Annotated in this window: 18 protein-coding genes; 4 read left to right on the top strand and 14 right to left on the bottom strand. The window is 39.6% G+C overall.

Going from position 1 to position 18,689, the window contains the following annotated elements:
- Nucleotide 1: 1 nt before the first annotated feature.
- From SPI61_RS04610 to SPI61_RS04560, 11 genes are all read right to left on the bottom strand, one after another.
- Nucleotides 2-913: a dihydroorotate dehydrogenase gene (locus tag SPI61_RS04610; RefSeq protein ID WP_321136946.1), complete on the bottom strand. Its 912-nt coding sequence runs from the start codon at nucleotides 911-913 to the stop codon at nucleotides 2-4.
- Nucleotides 906-1,631, bottom strand: a complete 726-nt coding sequence (locus SPI61_RS04605) for a dihydroorotate dehydrogenase electron transfer subunit (protein WP_321136945.1) — start codon at nucleotides 1,629-1,631, stop codon at nucleotides 906-908. The genes SPI61_RS04610 and SPI61_RS04605 overlap by 8 nt, the downstream gene beginning before the upstream one ends.
- On the bottom strand, nucleotides 1,618-2,466 hold the full coding sequence (gene pyrF, locus SPI61_RS04600; protein WP_321136944.1) for an orotidine-5'-phosphate decarboxylase: 849 nt from the start codon (nucleotides 2,464-2,466) through the stop codon (nucleotides 1,618-1,620). Before pyrF ends, SPI61_RS04605 begins: the two co-directional genes overlap by 14 nt.
- Complete coding sequence (locus SPI61_RS04595) at nucleotides 2,453-2,890, bottom strand: aspartate carbamoyltransferase regulatory subunit (protein ID WP_034546107.1); 438 nt, start codon at nucleotides 2,888-2,890, stop codon at nucleotides 2,453-2,455. Before SPI61_RS04595 ends, pyrF begins: the two co-directional genes overlap by 14 nt.
- Nucleotides 2,883-3,815, bottom strand: a complete 933-nt coding sequence (gene pyrB, locus SPI61_RS04590) for an aspartate carbamoyltransferase (RefSeq protein WP_321136943.1) — start codon at nucleotides 3,813-3,815, stop codon at nucleotides 2,883-2,885. The genes SPI61_RS04595 and pyrB overlap by 8 nt, the downstream gene beginning before the upstream one ends.
- Before the next feature lie 169 nt (nucleotides 3,816-3,984).
- Nucleotides 3,985-4,410 carry a cytidine/deoxycytidylate deaminase family protein gene (locus tag SPI61_RS04585; protein WP_321136942.1) on the bottom strand — a complete coding sequence of 142 codons (426 nt, stop codon included), beginning with the start codon at nucleotides 4,408-4,410 and terminating at the stop codon, nucleotides 3,985-3,987.
- Nucleotides 4,411-4,908: an NADPH-dependent FMN reductase gene (locus tag SPI61_RS04580; RefSeq protein ID WP_321136941.1), complete on the bottom strand. Its 498-nt coding sequence runs from the start codon at nucleotides 4,906-4,908 to the stop codon at nucleotides 4,411-4,413.
- On the bottom strand, nucleotides 4,901-6,652 hold the full coding sequence (gene pyk, locus SPI61_RS04575) for a pyruvate kinase (protein WP_321136940.1): 1,752 nt from the start codon (nucleotides 6,650-6,652) through the stop codon (nucleotides 4,901-4,903). Before pyk ends, SPI61_RS04580 begins: the two co-directional genes overlap by 8 nt.
- 15 nt (nucleotides 6,653-6,667) lie before the next feature.
- Complete coding sequence (gene pfkA, locus SPI61_RS04570; RefSeq protein ID WP_321136939.1) at nucleotides 6,668-7,627, bottom strand: 6-phosphofructokinase; 960 nt, start codon at nucleotides 7,625-7,627, stop codon at nucleotides 6,668-6,670.
- A gap of 2 nt (nucleotides 7,628-7,629) precedes the next feature.
- Nucleotides 7,630-11,046, bottom strand: coding sequence for a DNA polymerase III subunit alpha (locus SPI61_RS04565; protein WP_321136938.1), 3,417 nt, complete (start codon nucleotides 11,044-11,046; stop codon nucleotides 7,630-7,632).
- Nucleotides 11,047-11,060: 14 nt separating this feature from the next.
- A complete protein-coding gene (locus SPI61_RS04560) occupies nucleotides 11,061-12,269 on the bottom strand; it encodes a hemolysin family protein (protein ID WP_321136937.1) in 1,209 nt (402 codons plus the stop codon).
- A 165-nt stretch (nucleotides 12,270-12,434) separates the two neighbouring features.
- Here SPI61_RS04560 and SPI61_RS04555 point away from each other — a divergent pair, with 165 nt between their 5' ends.
- The 3 genes from SPI61_RS04555 to SPI61_RS04545 are packed head-to-tail and all read left to right on the top strand — an operon-like array spanning nucleotide 12,435 to nucleotide 16,482.
- The gene (locus tag SPI61_RS04555) at nucleotides 12,435-12,965 is read left to right on the top strand and encodes a nitroreductase family protein (protein ID WP_321136936.1); all 531 of its coding nucleotides are present in this window, start codon (nucleotides 12,435-12,437) and stop codon (nucleotides 12,963-12,965) included.
- 15 nt (nucleotides 12,966-12,980) lie between these two features.
- On the top strand, nucleotides 12,981-14,708 hold the full coding sequence (locus SPI61_RS04550) for an ABC transporter ATP-binding protein (RefSeq protein WP_321136935.1): 1,728 nt from the start codon (nucleotides 12,981-12,983) through the stop codon (nucleotides 14,706-14,708).
- Entirely contained in the window at nucleotides 14,701-16,482 is a 1,782-nt protein-coding gene (locus SPI61_RS04545) for an ABC transporter ATP-binding protein (RefSeq protein WP_321136934.1), read from the top strand. Before SPI61_RS04550 ends, SPI61_RS04545 begins: the two co-directional genes overlap by 8 nt.
- Before the next feature lie 112 nt (nucleotides 16,483-16,594).
- On the opposite strand, the gene SPI61_RS04540 is transcribed toward SPI61_RS04545, so the two are convergent.
- Nucleotides 16,595-17,020 carry a flavodoxin gene (locus SPI61_RS04540; RefSeq protein WP_321137082.1) on the bottom strand — a complete coding sequence of 142 codons (426 nt, stop codon included), beginning with the start codon at nucleotides 17,018-17,020 and terminating at the stop codon, nucleotides 16,595-16,597.
- 226 nt (nucleotides 17,021-17,246) lie between these two features.
- Nucleotides 17,247-17,666 (bottom strand): flavodoxin, encoded by a 420-nt coding sequence (locus SPI61_RS04535; protein ID WP_321136933.1) that lies wholly within the window; start codon nucleotides 17,664-17,666, stop codon nucleotides 17,247-17,249.
- Nucleotides 17,667-17,840: 174 nt separating this feature from the next.
- Between SPI61_RS04535 and SPI61_RS04530 the strand changes: the two genes are divergently transcribed.
- On the top strand, nucleotides 17,841-18,485 hold the full coding sequence (locus SPI61_RS04530) for an AraC family transcriptional regulator (RefSeq protein ID WP_321136932.1): 645 nt from the start codon (nucleotides 17,841-17,843) through the stop codon (nucleotides 18,483-18,485).
- A 105-nt stretch (nucleotides 18,486-18,590) separates the two neighbouring features.
- On the opposite strand, the gene SPI61_RS04525 is transcribed toward SPI61_RS04530, so the two are convergent.
- Nucleotides 18,591-18,689: IS3 family transposase (locus SPI61_RS04525; RefSeq protein ID WP_321136885.1), on the bottom strand; the 99-nt coding region annotated here is incomplete at its 5' end.

Below are 18,689 nucleotides of genomic sequence, written 5' to 3'. Positions count from 1 at the left end.
TTTACCTCCAAATACAGCCTCTAATTTCTTCAATGTTTTTATCTATTTCTTTTTCCGCATATTTTTCCAATCCTTCGACCACATTTATCGCAGTCATTGGATTATACAAATTTGCAGAACCTATTTCAACCAAAGTTGCACCTGCCATAATAAATTCGAGCGCATCCTTGTAATTTTCAATTCCGCCGATTCCGATAACCGGAATATTTACATTCTTCGAAACTTCATAAACCATTCTGAGCGCAATCGGTTTTATTGCAGGTCCCGAAAGACCGGCTGTCACATTGTTGAAGCGTGGCTTTCTCGTTCTTACATCAATTGCAAGAGCATTGAAAGTGTTTACAAGGGAAACTCCGTCGGCTCCGATTTCTTCCATAGTCTTTGCCAATTGAACAATATTTTCGGCATTCGGTGAAAGCTTTATTATGAGCGGTTTATTCTTAACAGCTTTTCTAACTTCAGAAACAACTGTTCTTGCATCTTCGCATCTTATTCCAAAAGCCATTCCACCCGTTTTTACATTAGGACACGAAATATTAAGTTCAATCGCATCTGCAATCGATTCATCGAGAAGTTTCGCCCCTTCCACATAGTCTTCGATTGAGTTGCCGCCCATATTTGCAATGACATAGTCGTTCACCGTTTTCATCTTCGGAAGTTCGACCTCGATATAATGCTTAACTCCCGGATTTTCAAGCCCGATTGAGTTCATCATTCCCGAAGCGGTTTCCCAAACTCTTTGACCTTCGTTTCCTCTCTTTGGATTTAGAGTCAAACCTTTTCCGATAATTCCGCCAAGTCTTTTAACGTCATAAAATTGCTCAAAAACATCGCCGAATCCGAAAGTTCCGCTCGCCGTCAAGACCGGATTTTTTAATTTTGTTCCAAGAAACATCGTCTCTAACTTATTCATTAAAAATCAACTCCTTAGCTGAAAATACCGGACCCGCTTTGCAAATTCCCTTGCGACCGCCAATTGTATCGCAAAGACAGCTCATGCATGCTCCAAATCCGCAGCCCATATATGCTTCAAGGCTCACTTGCATATCCGCATCCGGGCATTTTTTAACTGTAGCTTTAACCATCGGCATCGGACCGCAAACATAAGTCATTTCATATTTTTCCGCATCGAGTAAATCGAGTGCATATCCTTTGTGACCAACGCTTCCGTCTTCCGTTGCAATGTAGATATTGTCCACATAGTCTTTAAATTCTTCAGTATAGTAACTTCCGCTTCTGTAGCCGACATAAAGGTCAGGTTTTACAGAAAGTTTTTTTGCAAGATATAAAAGCGGTGCGATGCCTGCAGTTCCGGCAAGCAAAGCGCATTTTCCTTCCACAGGTTTAAACCCGTTGCCGAGAGGACCCATCATTAAAATTTCGTCTCCGGCTCTCTTTCTTGAAAAAATTTCCGTGCCTTTTCCCATAATTTGTATTAAAAAATATAATTTTCCGTCTTTATAATCGGAAACCGAGATTGGACGACCCATCATCGGATCTGTTGTGTCCGGTTCTCTAAGCATAAAAAATTGTCCCGGCTCAACAGTTACATCCGCCTCAACCGCCATAACAAAAATTTCATCGTTTAAATGTCTGATTTCGCTAATCTTATATGAATTATAACCCGACATTAAAATCCCTCCTCATTTTTAAAACAGCTTCACGGGTTGCTTCTTCGAAATCCTTGTCCGACTTTTCAAATGCTCTAATAATGCCTCTCGAAGAATTTACAACTCCGCCGTTACCGTCCTTAAGTAGACTCATCGCATCCGTAGCTCCGCCGCCCTGTGCACCGTAGCCCGGAATCAAAAAGAATGTGTCCGGGAAGCATTCTCTTATAAATTCAGCTTCGCCTGATGCTTTATTAGTCGCACCGATAACAAAGCCGACTTTTCTGTAGCCGCATTCTCCAACCGTATTTCCCGCCATCTTTTGAATTTTATCACCGACGATACTGTAAAAAGGTTTGCCGTCGACATCAATCTCCTCAAAATCGTGGCTGCCCGGATTTGAAGTCTTTATAATTACAAAAAGTCCCTTGTCATTCTTTTCGACATATTCCAAATATGGCTCAATTGAATCGAGTCCCATATATGGACTCAAAGTCATAATATCTCCTTCAAAATCTCCTGAGAAATATGCATCGGCATATCCCTTTGCAGTCGAAGAAATATCTCCCCTCTTTACATCGTTTATAATTATTATACCACATTTTCTTATATATTCGTTGGTGCTTTTTAAAGCTCTCATGCCTTCAATGCCAAGCGCTTCATAGTATGCGGCTTGTGGCTTATAGCATGCGACCAAATCCTTTGTGGCGTCAATTATCATTTTATTGTAATTAAAAATCTTTTCGTAGATCGGCTTATCTTCCAAACATTTTGGCATATGTAAAGGATTCGGGTCCAATCCTACGCAAATCGGGCCCCTTTCCTCCACGCTCTTAAATAATCTATTTATAGACATCTTTTTTACTCATCAAATGGTCGCAGTAATCGCAACGATATGTGCCTGTTTCCGGGTTAACAAGAGTGAAACTTTGTTTCATTCCTCTTTCAACGCTTGTGATACATCTTGGATTGTTGCATTCCAAAACGCCTTCAACATGTTCAGGGAGTTTAAGATTTATCTTCTTTACAATTTTTTCGTCTTCAATAACATTGACTGTGATTTCAGGGTCGATAAAACCTAGTGCCGATAAATCGATGTCTAAAACATTTTCAATTTTGATTATGTCTTTTTTCCCAATTCTTTCACTTTGTGCATTCATAATGAGCGCAACAGTAAAATCTGCATCTCTTAATCCCAAATAATCAAATATTTTTAGACCGAGACCGGCGTGAATGTGGTCGATAACTATTCCTCTTTTAATTGAATTTATACTAAGCATTCTTTTCTACCCCCAACAATTTCATAATAAGTGCCATTCTAACAAACATACCGTTCTTAACTTGTCTGAAATACCAAGCTCTTGGGTCCTCATCAACTTCGTATGCGATTTCATTTACACGTGGAAGCGGATGGAGAACTGCAAGATCTGATTTTGCATTTTTAAGTTTTTCCAAATCAAGTACATATGAATCCTTCAAACGTACATAATCGACTTCGTTGAAGAATCTTTCCTTTTGAACTCTCGTCATATATAAAACATCAAGTCTGTCGATTACATCTTCGAGTTTTATGTGTTCTTCATATTCCAAATTGTTTGCATCGAGTACCGTCGCTTTGAAATAGTCCGGAACTTGAAGTTCTTCAGGAGAAATCAAAATGAATTTAATATTTTTGTGAATACTCATAGCTTTTATAAGGGAGTGAACAGTTCTTCCGAATTTCAAGTCGCCGCAAAGACCGATTGTCAAATCGTCAAGTCTGCCTTTGCTTTCTCTTATTGTGAACAAGTCCGTAAGAGTTTGAGTCGGGTGTTGGTGTCCACCGTCTCCTGCGTTAATGAGCGGAACATATGTGAATTCTGCAGCGAAATTCGGAGCACCTTCTTTTGGATGTCTCATTGTGATAATGTCGGAATATGAGCCTACTGTTCTTATTGTATCTCTCAAAGATTCGCCCTTCGCAACAGAAGATGAGCCCGGCTCCGAAAAACCAATAACTTCGCCGCCAAGTCTTAACATGGCTGCTTCAAATGAAAATCTGGTTCTCGTGCTGGGCTCATAAAATAGAGTTGCTAATAATTTGCCTTTACAAACGTCAAGGTAATCAACAGGGTTTTCTTTAATTTTTTTTGCCAAATCCATAACTTCGTCTAGCTCGGCCATACTGAAATTCGTAGGGTCGATATAATTTCTTCCTTTAAGCATAATACCTCCTCAAAACAAACAAAATTCTGTCTTTCAATTTAACTTTTCTATATATTTTACACGAACCGAAAAATTTTGTCAATAGAAAAATAGAAAAAATTCTTAATTTAAAAAATATTTTTCAGGCTTTTAAAAAATCGGAGCAAAAAAATTCGCTCCGATTAAATCATTAACTTTCAACTTTTAAAACTTCAATATTGTTTCTCTTTAAAAGCAGAAGTGCATAGTCGTCGATTCTGTAACTGTTTTCATAAACAATTCTGTTTATGCCCGCTTGAATGAGACTCTTCGTGCAATTTAGACATGGAAAATGCGTAACATAGGCGGTGCAACCTTTGACTGAAATGCCTTCCTTTGCACAATAAAGAAGCGCATTCATCTCGGCGTGAATAGTTGCAATGCAGTGTCCGTCTCTCATGGTGTGACCGACGTCAATGCAGTGTGGGTTGCCGCTTACACTTCCGTTGTATCCTGTCGAAACAATTCTATGGTCCGAATTTACAAGAACGCAACCGACAAATGCACGGTCGCATGTCGACCTTTCCGCGACTTTTCTTGTAATATCCATAAAATATTCATCCCAACTTTGTCTCATTTAAAGTCCTTCCGCGAAAGAAACAATTCTTTCGTCTGTTTGTTCATCCCAAGTGCCCGTTTCCATATTTATTGAAACAAACAAGTCCTTCGGATAAAATTTCACTCCAAGCATTGCCAAAATTCCCTTTAAATCCTTTTGCATTCTTGCAGTTCCGATAAATGAAAGTGATGCTCCGCAAACCGCTGCAGATTTGCCGACGATTGCCGGTTTGTTGTCGCCATATGGACGGCTCAGCCAGTCGATTGCATTTTTGAGAGTTCCCGGAACTGTGTAATTATATTCCGGGCTTACAAAGACAACTCTGTCCGCAGCAACTACTTTTTCTCTTAAATCGCTTACAACTTTCGGCGGATTTGCTTCAAGGTCTTCGTTCATAAAAACCATATCGTTTAAAACTATCACCTCTCCACCCGTCACTTCCTGCATTCTTTCAGCCAATTTTTTGTTGTACGAATCTTTTCTAAGTGAGCCTACAATATAAACAACTTTACTCATGTTCAATCTCCCCTTTAAAAATTTCTCCGGTCTTAATATCGACAGTTATAATGTCTCCCGTCTTAATATTCTTCGTCGCATCGGCGACACCGACAATTGTCGGCACTTTTAAATTAAGCCCGATTATTGCACCGCTGCTTGTAAGCCCGCCCTCTTCTGTAACAATTGCCCCGGCTCTTCCGGCAAATGAAACCATATCTCTTTCCATGCCGATTGTAACAATAATATCTCCGTCTTTAAAATCGCTCAACAACTCTTCCGCAGAATTTGCAATCACTGCTCTTGCGGTAACCTTTCCGGTCCCGATTCCCATTCCTTTTCCTAACATCTTTGACAATATCTCGACTTTAAGCATATTGGTCGAACCGCTTTTTCCAACCGGCAAACCTGCTGTTAAAACTACGAGATCTCCTTCCTTTAATATATTTCCCATGCATTTATTGATGCCTTCATCAAAAATTTTGTCCGCATCTTTATCTTCATTCACCAAAATCGGATATACTCCCCATTCGAGTGAAAGTTTTCTCAAAGCCCTTTCGCTCGGAGTTATTGCAATTATATCCGTCTGCGGTCTGAATTTCGAAATCGCTCTTGCAGTCCCGCCGCTTTTTGAAAGACTTATAATCGCACTCGCTCCCAAATTGTTCGCAATATTAACGGCGCTGTTTGCAATCGAGTTCGTAATGCCGAGCGAATGCTTTTCCGCAAACATTCCCGAAACTCTCCTGTATTCCTCGCCGTCTTCGGTCGAAATCGCAATTCTCGCCATCATATCGACCGATTTGTCCGGATATTTTCCCGCAGCCGTCTCGCCCGAAAGCATAACTGCGCTTGTTCCGTCAATTATTGCATTTGCAACGTCCATCACTTCCGCTCTCGTCGGTCTCGGATTTCTTATCATCGAATCGAGCATCTGCGTCGCCGTGATTGAAATTTTTCCGGCTTCGTTGCATTTTTTTATGAGTTCTTTTTGAACGTGCGGGATTTCTTCCGGATTTATCTCGACTCCAAGGTCTCCCCTCGCAATCATTATCCCGTCGGAAACTTCGAGAATCGCATCCATATTGTGAACGCCTTCTCTGTTTTCGATTTTCGAAATAACTCCGATTTTGTATCCGTCATTCTCCTCGAGAATCCTACTTATCGATAGCACGTCTTCCCTAGTCCTTATAAAACTTGCGGCAATATAGTCGACGTCATTTTTTATTCCGAAAATTATATCGCTTATGTCGCTTGACGTAAGCGCCGGAAGTTTCACCTTCGCATCCGGAATGTTAACTCCTTTTCTGTCGGAGAGTTCGCCACTGTTTACGGCGACCATATGCACATTCTTTTCGTCTTTGTCGACAATATTAAATTCGACAAGCCCGTCGTCAATCAAAACTCGACCGCCGACAACCACATCATTTGAAATTTCTTTATATGAAACCGAAACTTTCGTCTCATCGCCTTCAACCTCTTCGGTTGTAAGTGTGAACTTTTGTCCTTGGTTGATAAATATCTTGCCGTTTTTAAAAACTCCGATTCTTATTTCCGGTCCCTTCGTGTCAAGCATTATTGCAACCGGCACATTTAGTTTTTCTCGAACTTTTTTTATCCTTTCGATTCGAAGAGCGTGTTCCTCGTGTGTGCCGTGAGAAAAATTAAGTCTCATAACATTCACTCCGAGATTTATAAGTCTTTCGAGCATCTCCTCCGAATCCGAAGCGGGACCTATTGTTGCAACGATTTTTGTTTTTTTCAAAATACCCCTCCTATTTTAAATAGACAATATTTTTGCAATGTCGAGTAATTTCGAGTTGAAAATTTTCTTCTTTTGAAGTGCCTCTTCGACTTCCATCTTAAAAATTTCATTCCCGTTCATTCCAAGCGAAAATCCCGACTCGCCGTTTTTTAAAAGCGTGACCGCCTCGTGTCCCATTCCGCTTCCCAAAATTCTATCAAAAACCGTCGGAGTTCCGCCTCGTTGGACGTGCCCCAAAACGGTAACCCTGGTTTCTATTCCTGTACGTTCCTCAAAAGCATCCCTCAACTTGTACGTGTCGGCCGAGCCTTCGGCAACCACAATAATATGGTGCCTTTTTCCACGTTTTTTTCCGCTTATCGCCTTTGAAACAAGTTCTTCAATATTCACGGGTTCTTCCGGAACGAAAATCGTTTCCGCACCGCCGGCAAGTCCGGAATAAAGCGCAATGTCTCCGCAGTTTCTTCCCATAACTTCGACAATATTTGCCCTTCCGTGCGCCGATGAAGTGTCACGCAGTTTACTGATTGCGTCCGCAACTGTTTCAAGCGCCGTCATAAATCCGATTGTATAATTCGTATAGCCCAAATCGTTGTCAATAGTTGCCGGAATAGAAATCGTTTTTACGCCGAGTTTGTGAAGAGCAAGTGCCCCTCTCATACTTCCGTCTCCGCCGATTACAACAACGCCTTCAATCCCGTTTTGTTTGAGCGTTTCGACCGCTTTTTGTTTTCCCTCGTCCGTCATAAACTCATCCGACCTTGCAGTGCCCAAAATTGTACCGCCTCTGTGAATTATATCCGCAACGCTCGATAGCTCCATCTTGAATATGTCGCCGTTAATGAGACCGTTGTATCCCATCTTAACGCCGTAAATTTCTATATTGTTGTAAATAGCCGTTCTTACAACAGCTCTTATCGCGGCGTTCATGCCCGGTGCATCGCCGCCGCTTGTTAAAATTGCAATTCTTTTCATATCTATTCCGCGACTTTTACATTCGCCTCTCCCAATATTTTCTTTAAACTTTCGAGATTTTCCTTTGTCGCATTTAAATTCGCTGCCTCAGGAAAAACTCCGCTCTCGCCTGTTTCTTCAAAATAGAAAACCGCTTCCGACGTTCCCGGATTTCTTCTTATAAAATCCTTCGCCGTGTCGAGAACCGTGTCTCCACACCCTTTTATTACCCTTATATAAACCTTGTCAATCAATGACAAAGGCTCGATATCGTTCACAATTATATTCGGCTCTCTAACATCACTGTAATTTATAGTCCCGCGAATTACAATCTTCGTACCTGTTCTTATATATCTTTGAAGCTTTGCATACTGTGACGGGAAAACGACCGCTTCAATAAGCCCCGTTAAATCTTCGAAGTTCAAGATTGCCATCTTTTCATTCTTTTTTGTGATTGTAAATCTACATTCCTTTATAAATCCGGCAAGAGTTACTCTTGAAAACTTCATAGGCACGCCGTTTGAAAGATAATCTTCATAGCTTTCAAAAATATCGTTTCTCGTCGTAGACGCAACTTTTTTAATCACATCTTCATATTGTCTAAGCGGATGACTTGAAACATAAACTCCGAGCACTTCTCTTTCTTTTGCAAGAAGCTCGTCGTCGTCAAATTCCTCGTAGTGTGCGGTTTGTTCTTTCGCGCTTCCCGCCCCGCCGAACATTGAAAACTGTCCCTCGATATTCGATTTTCTTTCAAGTGAAAGCGACGACAAAACTCCATCATATGTGTTAAGAGCGGTTCGTCTATTTATCCCCAGAGTGTCGAAAGCGCCCGCATAAATAAGCGCCTCGATTGAACGTTTATTTAGTGCGGTTTTATCAATCGAATAAACTCTATCAAACATTTCTTTCATGCTTTCGAATTTGCCTTTTTCGCGCGCCGTCATAATCGCACGAACCGTATTCACTCCGAGACCTTTAACTCCCTTCAGTCCGAATCTAACTCCGTCTCCTTCAGTTTTAAACGCCCAATTCGACTCGTTAACAGACGGTTTTAAAATCTCCACTCCGAATTTTCTCGCTTCGTCGACATAGAGTTGCATCTTCGATTGGTCTCCTGCAATCGATGTCAAAATACTTGCGAAAAATTCTTTCGGATAGTGCACCTTGAGCCATGCTGTTCTCCATGCGTCAAGACTGTAGACCGCCGAGTGCGATTTATTAAATGCATATTTTGCAAAGTCTATCATATCGTCATAGATGCCGTTTGCAAGTTCGGCGCTGAAACCTTTTTTAATTGCGCCGTCGACAAAAATCGGACGTTCTCTTTCCATGACGTCCATTTTCTTTTTACTCATCGCACGCCTTATATTGTCAGCCTGTCCAAGCGTGTAGCCCCCGACTTTTTCAACAATTGCCATAACCTGTTCTTGGAAAACGATGACCCCGTAGGTGTCCTTCAAAATTTCTTCCAAAATCGGGTGCCCGTAGTTTACTTTTTCCTCGCCGTTTTTTCTCCTGCAAAAATCCGGAATTGAGTTCATCGGTCCCGGTCTAAAAAGCGAGTTTGCCGCAATCAAATCTTCAAATCTCTCGACTTTTAGTTCCTTCAAAAAGTTTCGCATTCCCGGCGACTCAAATTGAAAAACGCCGATTGTGTCCACATCTCTGAAAAGTTTTATTGTTTCCGGATCCGTGAGGGACATATCTTTGAATGAAATTTCCCTGTTGTAGTTTTCTTCAATCATCTTGATTGCATCGTCAATCACCGTGAGCGTTCGAAGTCCTAAAAAGTCCATCTTCAAAAGTCCCAACTCTTCAAGTGTCGTCATGTCAAACTGTGTAACCAAAATGTCCGATGCTATTGCAAGCGGTGCATATTCAACGAGCGGATTTTTTGAAATAACAACTCCCGCCGCATGGGTCGAAATATGCCTTACATGTCCCTCAATACGCTTGCTGAAATTTATAAGTTTTTTTACATCTTCGTTCGTTTCATAAAATTCTTTCAGCTCCGGATTTTGCTCCAATGCTTTGTCGATAGTCATATCGAGCGCAAACGGCACCATCTTTGCAACCCTGTCCACAAAGTTGTAATTGAGTCCGAGTACGCGTCCAACATCTCGAATCGCACCCTTCGCCTGCATAGTTCCGAAAGTTGCAATTTGCGCAACTTGGTTTTCCCCATATTTTTCCCTGACATATTCGATGACCTCGCCTCGCCTTTCATAGCAAAAGTCGATGTCTATATCCGGCATTGTGACCCTTTCCGGATTTAAAAATCTTTCAAAATATAAATCATATTTTAACGGGTCCATGTCGACAATACCGAGTGCATAACAAACAATTGAACCGACGCTCGAACCGCGCCCCGGTCCGACCGGAATGCCTCTACTTTGTGCAAACAAAATAAAATCCTGCACAATAAGGAAGTAGTCGACAAATCCCATACTCTTGATAATCCCGAGCTCATGCTCCATTCTCTCAAGAACCGACTCCGGAATTTTTCCGTCAACTCCATATCTTTCCATCAAACCTTCAAGCGTCACTCTCTTCAAATATTCAAAGTGGTCCTCGCCGTTCGGCACTTCGAAATTCGGCAAGTGATAGTGTCCGAATTCAAATTCGACATTGCACTTCTCCGCAACTTCATCGGTGTTTGTAATCGCTTCCGGAATATCCTCAAATCTTTCCAGCATCTCTTCTTCGCTCTTAAAATAAAACTCATCGGAGTCAAACTTCATCCTGTCCTCGTCCTGCAAAGTCTTTCCGGTCGCAATCGCCATAAGTATTTCCTGAATCATTGCGTCTTCTTTATTTAAATAGTGGCAGTCGTTAGTTGCAACAATTTTTGTGCCGGTGTTTTTCGAAAGCTCCATAAAAAACTTCTTTACATACGCTTCCTCTTGAATCCCGTGGTTTTGAATTTCAAGATAAAAATTGTCGCCGAAAGTTTCTTTGTAAAATTCAAAAGCTTCCTTTGCCCCCTTCAAATCGCGATTCAAATATTTTCTTTGAATCTCACCGCTAAGGCATGCAGAAAGTGCGACAAGTCCTTCGCTATGTTCTCTCAAAAATTCACGGCTAACTCTCGGTTTATAATAAAATCCGTTTTGCCAGCTTTCTGTCGAAATCTTAAACAGATTTTTCAGTCCCTCATTATTTTTGCATAACAAAATAAGGTGATAGTACTCCTTGTCCTCAGGAGTTTTGCTGTTGTGATCACCTTTTGATATATAAATCTCAGAGCCTATTATAGGCTTGATTCCTTCTTTTTTCAGTGCTTTGTAAAAATTGACCGCGCCGAACATATTGCCGTGGTCAGTTATAGCAACCGATTTCATATTAAGTTCTTTCGCCCTTTTAACCAAATCCTCAATCTTTATCTCGCCGTCAAGAAGCGAGTATTCTGTGTGAAGATGCAAATGAGTAAAAGCCATGATTGCCCCTTTTCCTATTTTTGTTTTCTGATTCTTATGCGTGAAATTGTACAGCCTGCAGCCCTTTCAACCACAAACTCATATCCATCGGCATAATATACCTCGCCGCGTTTCGGAAATTTCCCGGCAAGTCCGATGACAAAACCCCCGATTGATTCGTAGTCCTCGCTTGTAAAATTGGTTCCCAGCGCATCGTTAACGTCTTCAAGGTCCATGTCGCCCTTAACGGAATATTGACCCTTTGAAATGCGTCTTAAAGGCGTGCTCACTTCGTCATATTCGTCGTCGATGTCACCCACAATTTCTTCAACGATGTCTTCAATGGTGACAAGTCCGGAAGTTCCGCCGTACTCGTCGACCAAAATCGCAATCGTACTCTTGTGTTTTTTCAAATCCGTTAAAAGCTTGTAACTCGAATTGGACTCAAACTGAAAATATGCCGGCCTCAAAATGCTCTTTAAATCAAAAGATTCCCTCTTTTGTCCGACCAAATCCTTAACATATAAAAGCCCGACAATGTCGTCTATATTTTCTCCGACAACCGGCAGTCTCGAGAAGTGTGTATCTTTCACCATGTCCAATAAATCGTCGTAACTGATAGCGATTGGCACTGCGACAATCGAAGTCCTCGGTGTCATAATGTCGCTTGCTTTTGAATCCGTTAAATCAAAAACATTTTCAATCATGTTCTTTTCGGATGATTCAACGATTCCTTCCTCGTGGCCTTCATTTAAAATTCCAATCAAATCGTCTTCTGTTATCTTTTCTCCATCATCCTCTTTTATGAAAAACTTGGTAAGAGCTGTGAAAAATATATTTATAGGAGTTAAAATGACCACAAAAAACTTTATTATAGGCGCAACAAAAAGGCCGAATTTTAAACTGTTGTTGCTTGCAAATGTCTTCGGAACAATCTCTCCGAAAATCAAAAGAGTTATAGTCATTACAATCGTAGAATAAGTCACACCTCTAGATCCGAATTTCGAAACAAAATAGAGTGTCGAAATACTCGGCGCAATAATATTTACGATATTGTTTCCAATCAAAATTGCGGAAATAGTTTTTGCGGAATTCTCAATCAAATCGTTGAATATAATTGCATTTCTGTTTCCTTCATCTATGTATTTTCTAAGCTTATATGACTTCGTCGACGTCACAACCGTTTCAGATGAAGAAAAAAATGCGCTGAATAAAATTAATATTATTATAAAAATCAGTTCCATAAATACTCCTTTAAATAAAAGTAATCTCTTTACTAAATTATATTATAAATCAGTTCTATTTTCAAGTGAATAAACTATCGGTTCTCTACGTTTCGTCAATTGTAATAATAAATAAAATGTGTTAGAATAAAAAGTGTGTAAAACACTATTTCAAATTGGAGGTGCATGACAAAATTGACATTTAGAGACTTGGTCCAAAAAAGATATTCTTGCAGAGATTTTTTGGATACTGAAATTGATAAAAATATTTTAGAAGAAATTGCTGACGCAGCACGACTACAACCTTCTGCTGTCAACTCACAACAATATAAGATACATATTTGCACTAAAAATGCGGCAAGACGTGTTTCAAAAGTGAGAGGTATGTACAACGGGTTCATAGATAATGTGCCTGCTTTTATTGTTATAACTGAAGACAGAAGAAATATTGCATTAAAAGCTATAAATCTTGCCCAATACAACGATTGGGTACCGATAGATATCGGAATTGTCGTTTCCGCGATTTGCTACAGAGCTCTTGAGCTTGAAGTTTCGAGTTGCATTCTCGGGCTTTACAAAGAAAAAGAGATTCAGGAAATTATCGGCGACAAAAATAAAGTTGCAATTGTAATCGCGCTGGGTTATCAAAAGGAGGAAAAAGATAGACCGAAAAAACGTCGCAGCTTTGACGAGATTTGCGTCTATCACGAAGAATAATTTACGCGAGGTTTTATGAAAAACATAAAAAAATATTATAATTTAATAAAAAAATACAGATACGCTCTCTTCTTTGCGCTCATTCTGAACATTTTGTCGTCTTACGGCTCTATCGTTCTTCCGAGGCTCATCGGAGAAATGGCGGACTTCGTAAAAAGCGGAACTTTAACGAAAGAGATTCTAATAAAAGATATATATATTCTTTCATTCATGTCGATATTTATCTATATCTCAGATGCGATTTGGAATTATATAATATTCAGAAACTACTACTATGTAAGTGCAAATCTCAAAAAGATGATTTTGAGTAAATCGCTTTTTCAAAGTCCGGTTTTTTTCAAAAGAAATACTATAAGCGAAATAATTAACAAGTCGACATCGGACACAATGCGTGTCGCAGATGTTGTGGGCTACGGATTTATGACCGTCGTAGACGGTGCGATATTTCCGATATTGATATTTATCTCTATGGCGAAGATTTCAACTCTTTTGGCGCTCATTTCAATGGTTGCGCTCCCTGTTATGGTCTTTATAATCACAAAGATTTCAACGAGATATGACCCGACCTACGAAGCATATCAAAAGAGTTTGGACACTTTAAACCAAAAGACAATCGAGGATATGAGTGCAATAAAAGTTATTAAAGCTTTTGTTGTCGGCAAAGTAAGAAAAGAGAATTACCTTAAGTCCGTCGACGACAATTTGGCAAAGGACTTGCGACTCACAAAACTAACGGCACTTTATGTTCCGGTCACCGAGATAGGGATTGGCTTTTTCTCAATTATAGCTTTTATTGTCGGTGCATCACTTATAAAGCACGGAAATATTTCATACGGTCAACTTGTAACCTTCTCACTCTATCTCTATTTTCTCGAATGGCCTGCATTCGGACTTTCGGATTTGATAGTTGTATTAAAAGAAGGAAACACTTCTCTAAGAAGAATCGGAGAAATACTTGACTATGAAGACGACTTCAAAGAATATAAGGGCAATGAAAAAATTAAATCCATAGATAAAATCGAAATGAATAATGTTTATTTCTCATATCCGGGAAATGACAACTTTGGATTAAAAAATATAAATCTTTCATTTCAAAAAGGAAAAAGATATGGAATTGTCGGAAAAACCGGAAGCGGCAAGACCAGCTTATTACGTGTTATTATAAACGAATATCCGAATTTCAGTGGTCAGGTAAAGATCAATGGCTCGGACATCAAGGAAATTTCTCTTGATGATTTAAAGAAAAACATCGGATACGTACCGCAGGAGCATTTTCTCTACTCGAAAACTATAAAAGAAAATATTGCTTTCTACAGAGATGCGACGGATGTGGAAGTGAAAAACGCGATAAAAGTTTCCGACTTTGAAAAGGATATCAGCTCTCTTCCTCTTGGAGTGTACACCCTCTCCGGCGAGATGGGCGTTTCCCTTTCAGGAGGACAAAAACAACGCGTCAGTTTGTCACGTGCCGTTTTAAAAGACGTCGACATGCTCGTGCTTGACGACGTGCTTTCTGCTGTTGACAACAAGACTGAGCAAAACATTTTGGAAAATTTGGAAAAACTTATGGGCGACAAAATTGTCGTCATGTCGAGCCACAAGATAAGTGCAATAAAAGACTGCGACGAAATCATTGTGCTTGACGACGGAGAAATTATCGAAAGCGGAACTTATGACGAGCTTCTCGATAATAAAGGCTGGTTCTATGAACAAGCCATGATTCAGGAGGTCAGCCATGAGTAAACTTTATAACGAAAAAACATTTAGAAAAGGCACACTGAAACTCATTTACAAAACTTTCAAATCGGTCAAGTGGTCGCTCATGTTGGGCGTTGTTCTCTCACTCGGAACAACGGCTCTGACACTTGTCACTCCGCTCTTTTTACAAAAATTGATCGACAAGGAAATCGATGCGAAAGTCGGAATAAAAGATGCGAAAAGCTTTTTCACAACTGCGGCAATATATCTTTTGATGATACTCTTGAGTAATGTGATCAGCTTTTTAAAACAATACCAACTCAAAAGAACTTCAAACAAGGCGAGCCATTTCTTGAGACGCGATCTATACGACCACTCTCTTAACCTTCCGCTCGCGTTCTTCGACAGAACGCCTGTGGGAAAAATAAGCGGACGTATTGTCGGAGACGTCGAAGAGATAAAAAATATGTTCTTTCTCGGATTTGACGGAATGTTCTCCGCAATCTCCTTCATTCTCGCCTCGATAATTTATGTGCTGACAATCGACTATAGAGCGGCGCTTATCTTGACACTGCCTATTCCGATTTTAATTCTTCTTATCTATGTCTACAACAAATTCAGCGCAAAATACAATATCGAATATCGAAAAGGCGAATCAAAAATTGTTGCGGACCTGAATGAACATCTTCACGGCTCGGATTTAATCCGTGCGTACGGAGTTTCGGACGGCGTGAACGAAGAATTTTCAAAGCTCAATCAAAAGCAATATAAAATCGGAACGAGAATGGAAATGTTTGACTCTTTCTTTTCGTTCAACATATCAAACCTGCTTTCAAACATCTCGACTCTGTTAATCTTAATCATTTCCGGATATTCATTTTTAAACGGTACAAATACGATTTCAATCGGATTTATGGTCGTTCTCTTGAACTACAACGGAAAAATTTACGATATGATTCAAGGCGTTTTGAGGCGAATAAATGTCATTGAAAAAGCGCTCGCTTCGAGTCACCACTTGGTTGAATTTATGGAAGAAGAACATGAACTTGACGGCGAAATTGAAATTGATGACATAAAAGGCGACGTCGAACTTAAAGACATTTCATTTTCATATATCAAAGACAATCCGGTTCTTCACAATATCGACATAAGCGCACCGCACGGATCAAAAACCGCAATCGTCGGCGACACCGGTTCGGGCAAGAGCTCGATTATAAACCTTATATTCCGCTTCTATAACCCGGATAGCGGCGTCATCTCGATAGACGATACTGATATATCGAAACTGTCGAAAGAATCGTTTAGAAAGAAAATGGCGCTTGTCCTTCAAGATCCGTTTATCTTCAATGACACTTTGAGGAACAATGTAACACTCGGAGAAAAATTTACAGACGATGAAATAATAAATGCGATGAATCTTGCGGGCGGTGAAATGATTCTAAAACGATTAAGAAAAGGTCTCGACACACACCTTAATGGTGAAGGCGTCGGACTCTCGCTCGGTGAAAAACAAATCGTCACGTTCGCACGCACAATCATTCGTGACCCGAAAATATTGGTGCTCGACGAAGCAACCGCATCGATCGACACCGAAACGGAAAAGCATATCGAAGAAGGACTTAACCACCTTATGGAAGGAAGAACCTCATTCATTATCGCTCACCGTTTATCCACTATAAGACACTGCGACAATATAATTGTTCTTGAAAAAGGAAGAATTATAGAAATGGGTACGCACGACGAATTGATGGATAAAAAAGGAAAATACTTCTCTCTTGCAACGAAAGAGGAAGAAACCGAAAAAGAACCCGAGAATTAAATCTCAGGTTCTTTTTTCGTAATAAAAAATATATTAGGAGTTTTGATATTTATATCAAAATTTACATAGGGAAAATAATTTAAATTTGAACGTATTAAAACTCCAAAAGGTGTTACTCCGCGAGTTTTTTACCAAGAGCGATACATTTTTCTATCGCCTCGTCGTCAGGATTGTCGTATGCTGCAAGCGAACCTACAAGACTTATTCCGTCATTTGTGCATTCTTCAGCCCAATCCACCATCCATTCGCCCGTATTCCATTCATACGAGCCGAAAATTGCAACCGGTTTTGTTTTTAAAACAGACTTTGCATTGTCGAAAAATGGTCTAAACTCATCTTCTTCGAGTTCTTCGGCACCCATTGCCGGACAACCGAGCGCAATTCTGTCGGCGTCCACCAAATCCTTTTCGTCAAAACCCGCGGAAAGATTTATAAGCTTTGTCTCTGCTCCCGCTTCGGATGCTCCTTGCTGAATTGCTTCAGCCATCCTTGCGGTGTTTCCTGTTCCCGACCAATAAATAATCGTTACTCTCATAATAGCCTCCTTAAACATCAGTTAGTCTTCGCTAACTATATTAAGTATAGCATGTTTAAAAAAGGTTTTTTTATATAATTTCGCTTTTATAAAAATAATTTTATGAAATTTGTATTTAACTGTCAGAAAAAATACAGCTCAATTATTTAAAATGCTCTTTATAAAACCCGGCAAAATAAAACTAATAAATTTCCAATAAAAAAGCACCCCTTTCGGGATGCCTATAATCTTATTTTGCCAATTTTTCTCCGAGTGCCTTGCATTCTTCAATAGCATCGTCGTCCGGATTGTCATATGCTTTCAATGCTTCGATAGGATTGATTCCATTTTCTTCCATTTCAGCTTTCCATGTTTCAATCCATTCGCCTTCGTTCCATGCATATGAACCGAAAATTGCAACTTTTTTATTTTTTAGTTCATCCATATTGTCTTCGAGATATGGTCTGAATGTTGTGTCTTCTATCTCTTCGTCACCTTTTGCAGGACATCCGAGTGCTACTGCATCTGCGCTTGTGATGTCTTCAGCTGTTGCATCATTTACATCTACCAAATTTGCTTCAGCACCTGCATTTTCGATGCCTTCAACAATAGCATTTGCCATTGCTTCGGTGTTTCCTGTTTCTGTGTAATAAATTACGCTTACTTTCATAGTTTTCCTCCTTATATATCAATGAAATTGTTCATTCTTATTATATAATAGTTATACCCATTTCGCAACTCTATAAACATAAAATATTTTTAAAGTTAGCCCATCCTAACCTTGAAAAATTTTATCATCTAATATATAATATAAGTAAGAAAAAAGAAAGGAGGGTTTTATGTTATGAATTATTTGGCAATCAGTCAACTTTTAAGACCTGAGACATATTTCCTGTGCAAAGAAAAGCTGAGCGAAGAATTGTCGAAAATTGACAGCGAAGAAGATTTAAGGTTACATATAACGGAATTAAACACTTTCCTTTATACAACTTACATCATTAAATACCAAAAAAACTACAATCACACATTTATAAACAATAGAGAAAAAATATTAAAAGCAAAGGGAGACGAAGCTCTTCGCGAGATTTCAAACGAGATTCTCGATTCTTACAGGGACATATCCGTCGAAGTTCTTCAAAATAATGACGACAAGCTCATAAGAGAGGTCATAAATGAAATAAACGAAAATTATTTCAACAAGGTCACCTTGAAGCAAATATCCGACAATCACAATGTCACAGAAAACTATTTGTGCAGACTTTTCAGTGAAAAAACAGGTTACAGATTTTGCGAGTATCTGAACTCTCTGCGCGTAAAAAAAGCGAAGGAAATGCTTATAGAAGGCTCAAAGAGTCTCGACTATATAAGCGATGTGTGCGGCTTCAGCAGCCAGTCGCATTTCTCCGTGACTTTCAAAAAATATTACAATATTTCTCCGGGAAAATACAAACTCGCAATAAAAAATCAAAAGATGAAGCAAATACTCTAGAAGCCCGAAAGGCTTCTTTTTTTGTATTGTAAATTACATAGACACATCAAAAAAGACCCCACTTATGACATGCACCCACAAACCCGGACAAAATAACCGCGTTTACTACACGGCTTGTAACCTGTACTCAACAGGTGACAGGCCGTGTAATTTTGTCTTTATTCTCTTGTTATTATACCAGTCAATATATTCTCTAATAGCACT

This window comes from Ezakiella sp. (genome assembly GCF_034180565.1).
Lineage (GTDB): Bacteria > Bacillota > Clostridia > Tissierellales > Peptoniphilaceae > Ezakiella.
Note: the sequence above shows the minus strand (reverse complement) of the source record. Positions and strands in the feature narration are given on the sequence as shown.

Bases quoted from the DNA above. Each gene is read 5' to 3' on its own strand.
- pyrF (WP_321136944.1), bottom strand. From the start codon at position 2,466: ATGTCTATAAATAGATTATTTAAGAGCGTGGAGGAAAGGGGCCCGATT.
- SPI61_RS04530 (WP_321136932.1), top strand. From the start codon at position 17,841: ATGAATTATTTGGCAATCAGTCAACTTTTAAGACCTGAGACATATTTC.
- SPI61_RS04580 (WP_321136941.1), bottom strand. From the start codon at position 4,908: ATGAGTAAAGTTGTTTATATTGTAGGCTCACTTAGAAAAGATTCGTAC.
- SPI61_RS04595 (WP_034546107.1), bottom strand. From the start codon at position 2,890: ATGCTTAGTATAAATTCAATTAAAAGAGGAATAGTTATCGACCACATT.
- SPI61_RS04605 (WP_321136945.1), bottom strand. From the start codon at position 1,631: ATGTCGGGTTATAATTCATATAAGATTAGCGAAATCAGACATTTAAAC.
- SPI61_RS04560 (WP_321136937.1), bottom strand. From the start codon at position 12,269: ATGGAACTGATTTTTATAATAATATTAATTTTATTCAGCGCATTTTTT.
- pyrB (WP_321136943.1), bottom strand. From the start codon at position 3,815: ATGCTTAAAGGAAGAAATTATATCGACCCTACGAATTTCAGTATGGCC.
- SPI61_RS04535 (WP_321136933.1), bottom strand. From the start codon at position 17,666: ATGAAAGTAAGCGTAATTTATTACACAGAAACAGGAAACACCGAAGCA.
- SPI61_RS04565 (WP_321136938.1), bottom strand. From the start codon at position 11,046: ATGGCTTTTACTCATTTGCATCTTCACACAGAATACTCGCTTCTTGAC.
- SPI61_RS04545 (WP_321136934.1), top strand. From the start codon at position 14,701: ATGAGTAAACTTTATAACGAAAAAACATTTAGAAAAGGCACACTGAAA.
- SPI61_RS04550 (WP_321136935.1), top strand. From the start codon at position 12,981: ATGAAAAACATAAAAAAATATTATAATTTAATAAAAAAATACAGATAC.
- SPI61_RS04610 (WP_321136946.1), bottom strand. From the start codon at position 913: ATGAATAAGTTAGAGACGATGTTTCTTGGAACAAAATTAAAAAATCCG.
- SPI61_RS04585 (WP_321136942.1), bottom strand. From the start codon at position 4,410: ATGAGACAAAGTTGGGATGAATATTTTATGGATATTACAAGAAAAGTC.
- SPI61_RS04555 (WP_321136936.1), top strand. From the start codon at position 12,435: ATGACAAAATTGACATTTAGAGACTTGGTCCAAAAAAGATATTCTTGC.
- pfkA (WP_321136939.1), bottom strand. From the start codon at position 7,627: ATGAAAAGAATTGCAATTTTAACAAGCGGCGGCGATGCACCGGGCATG.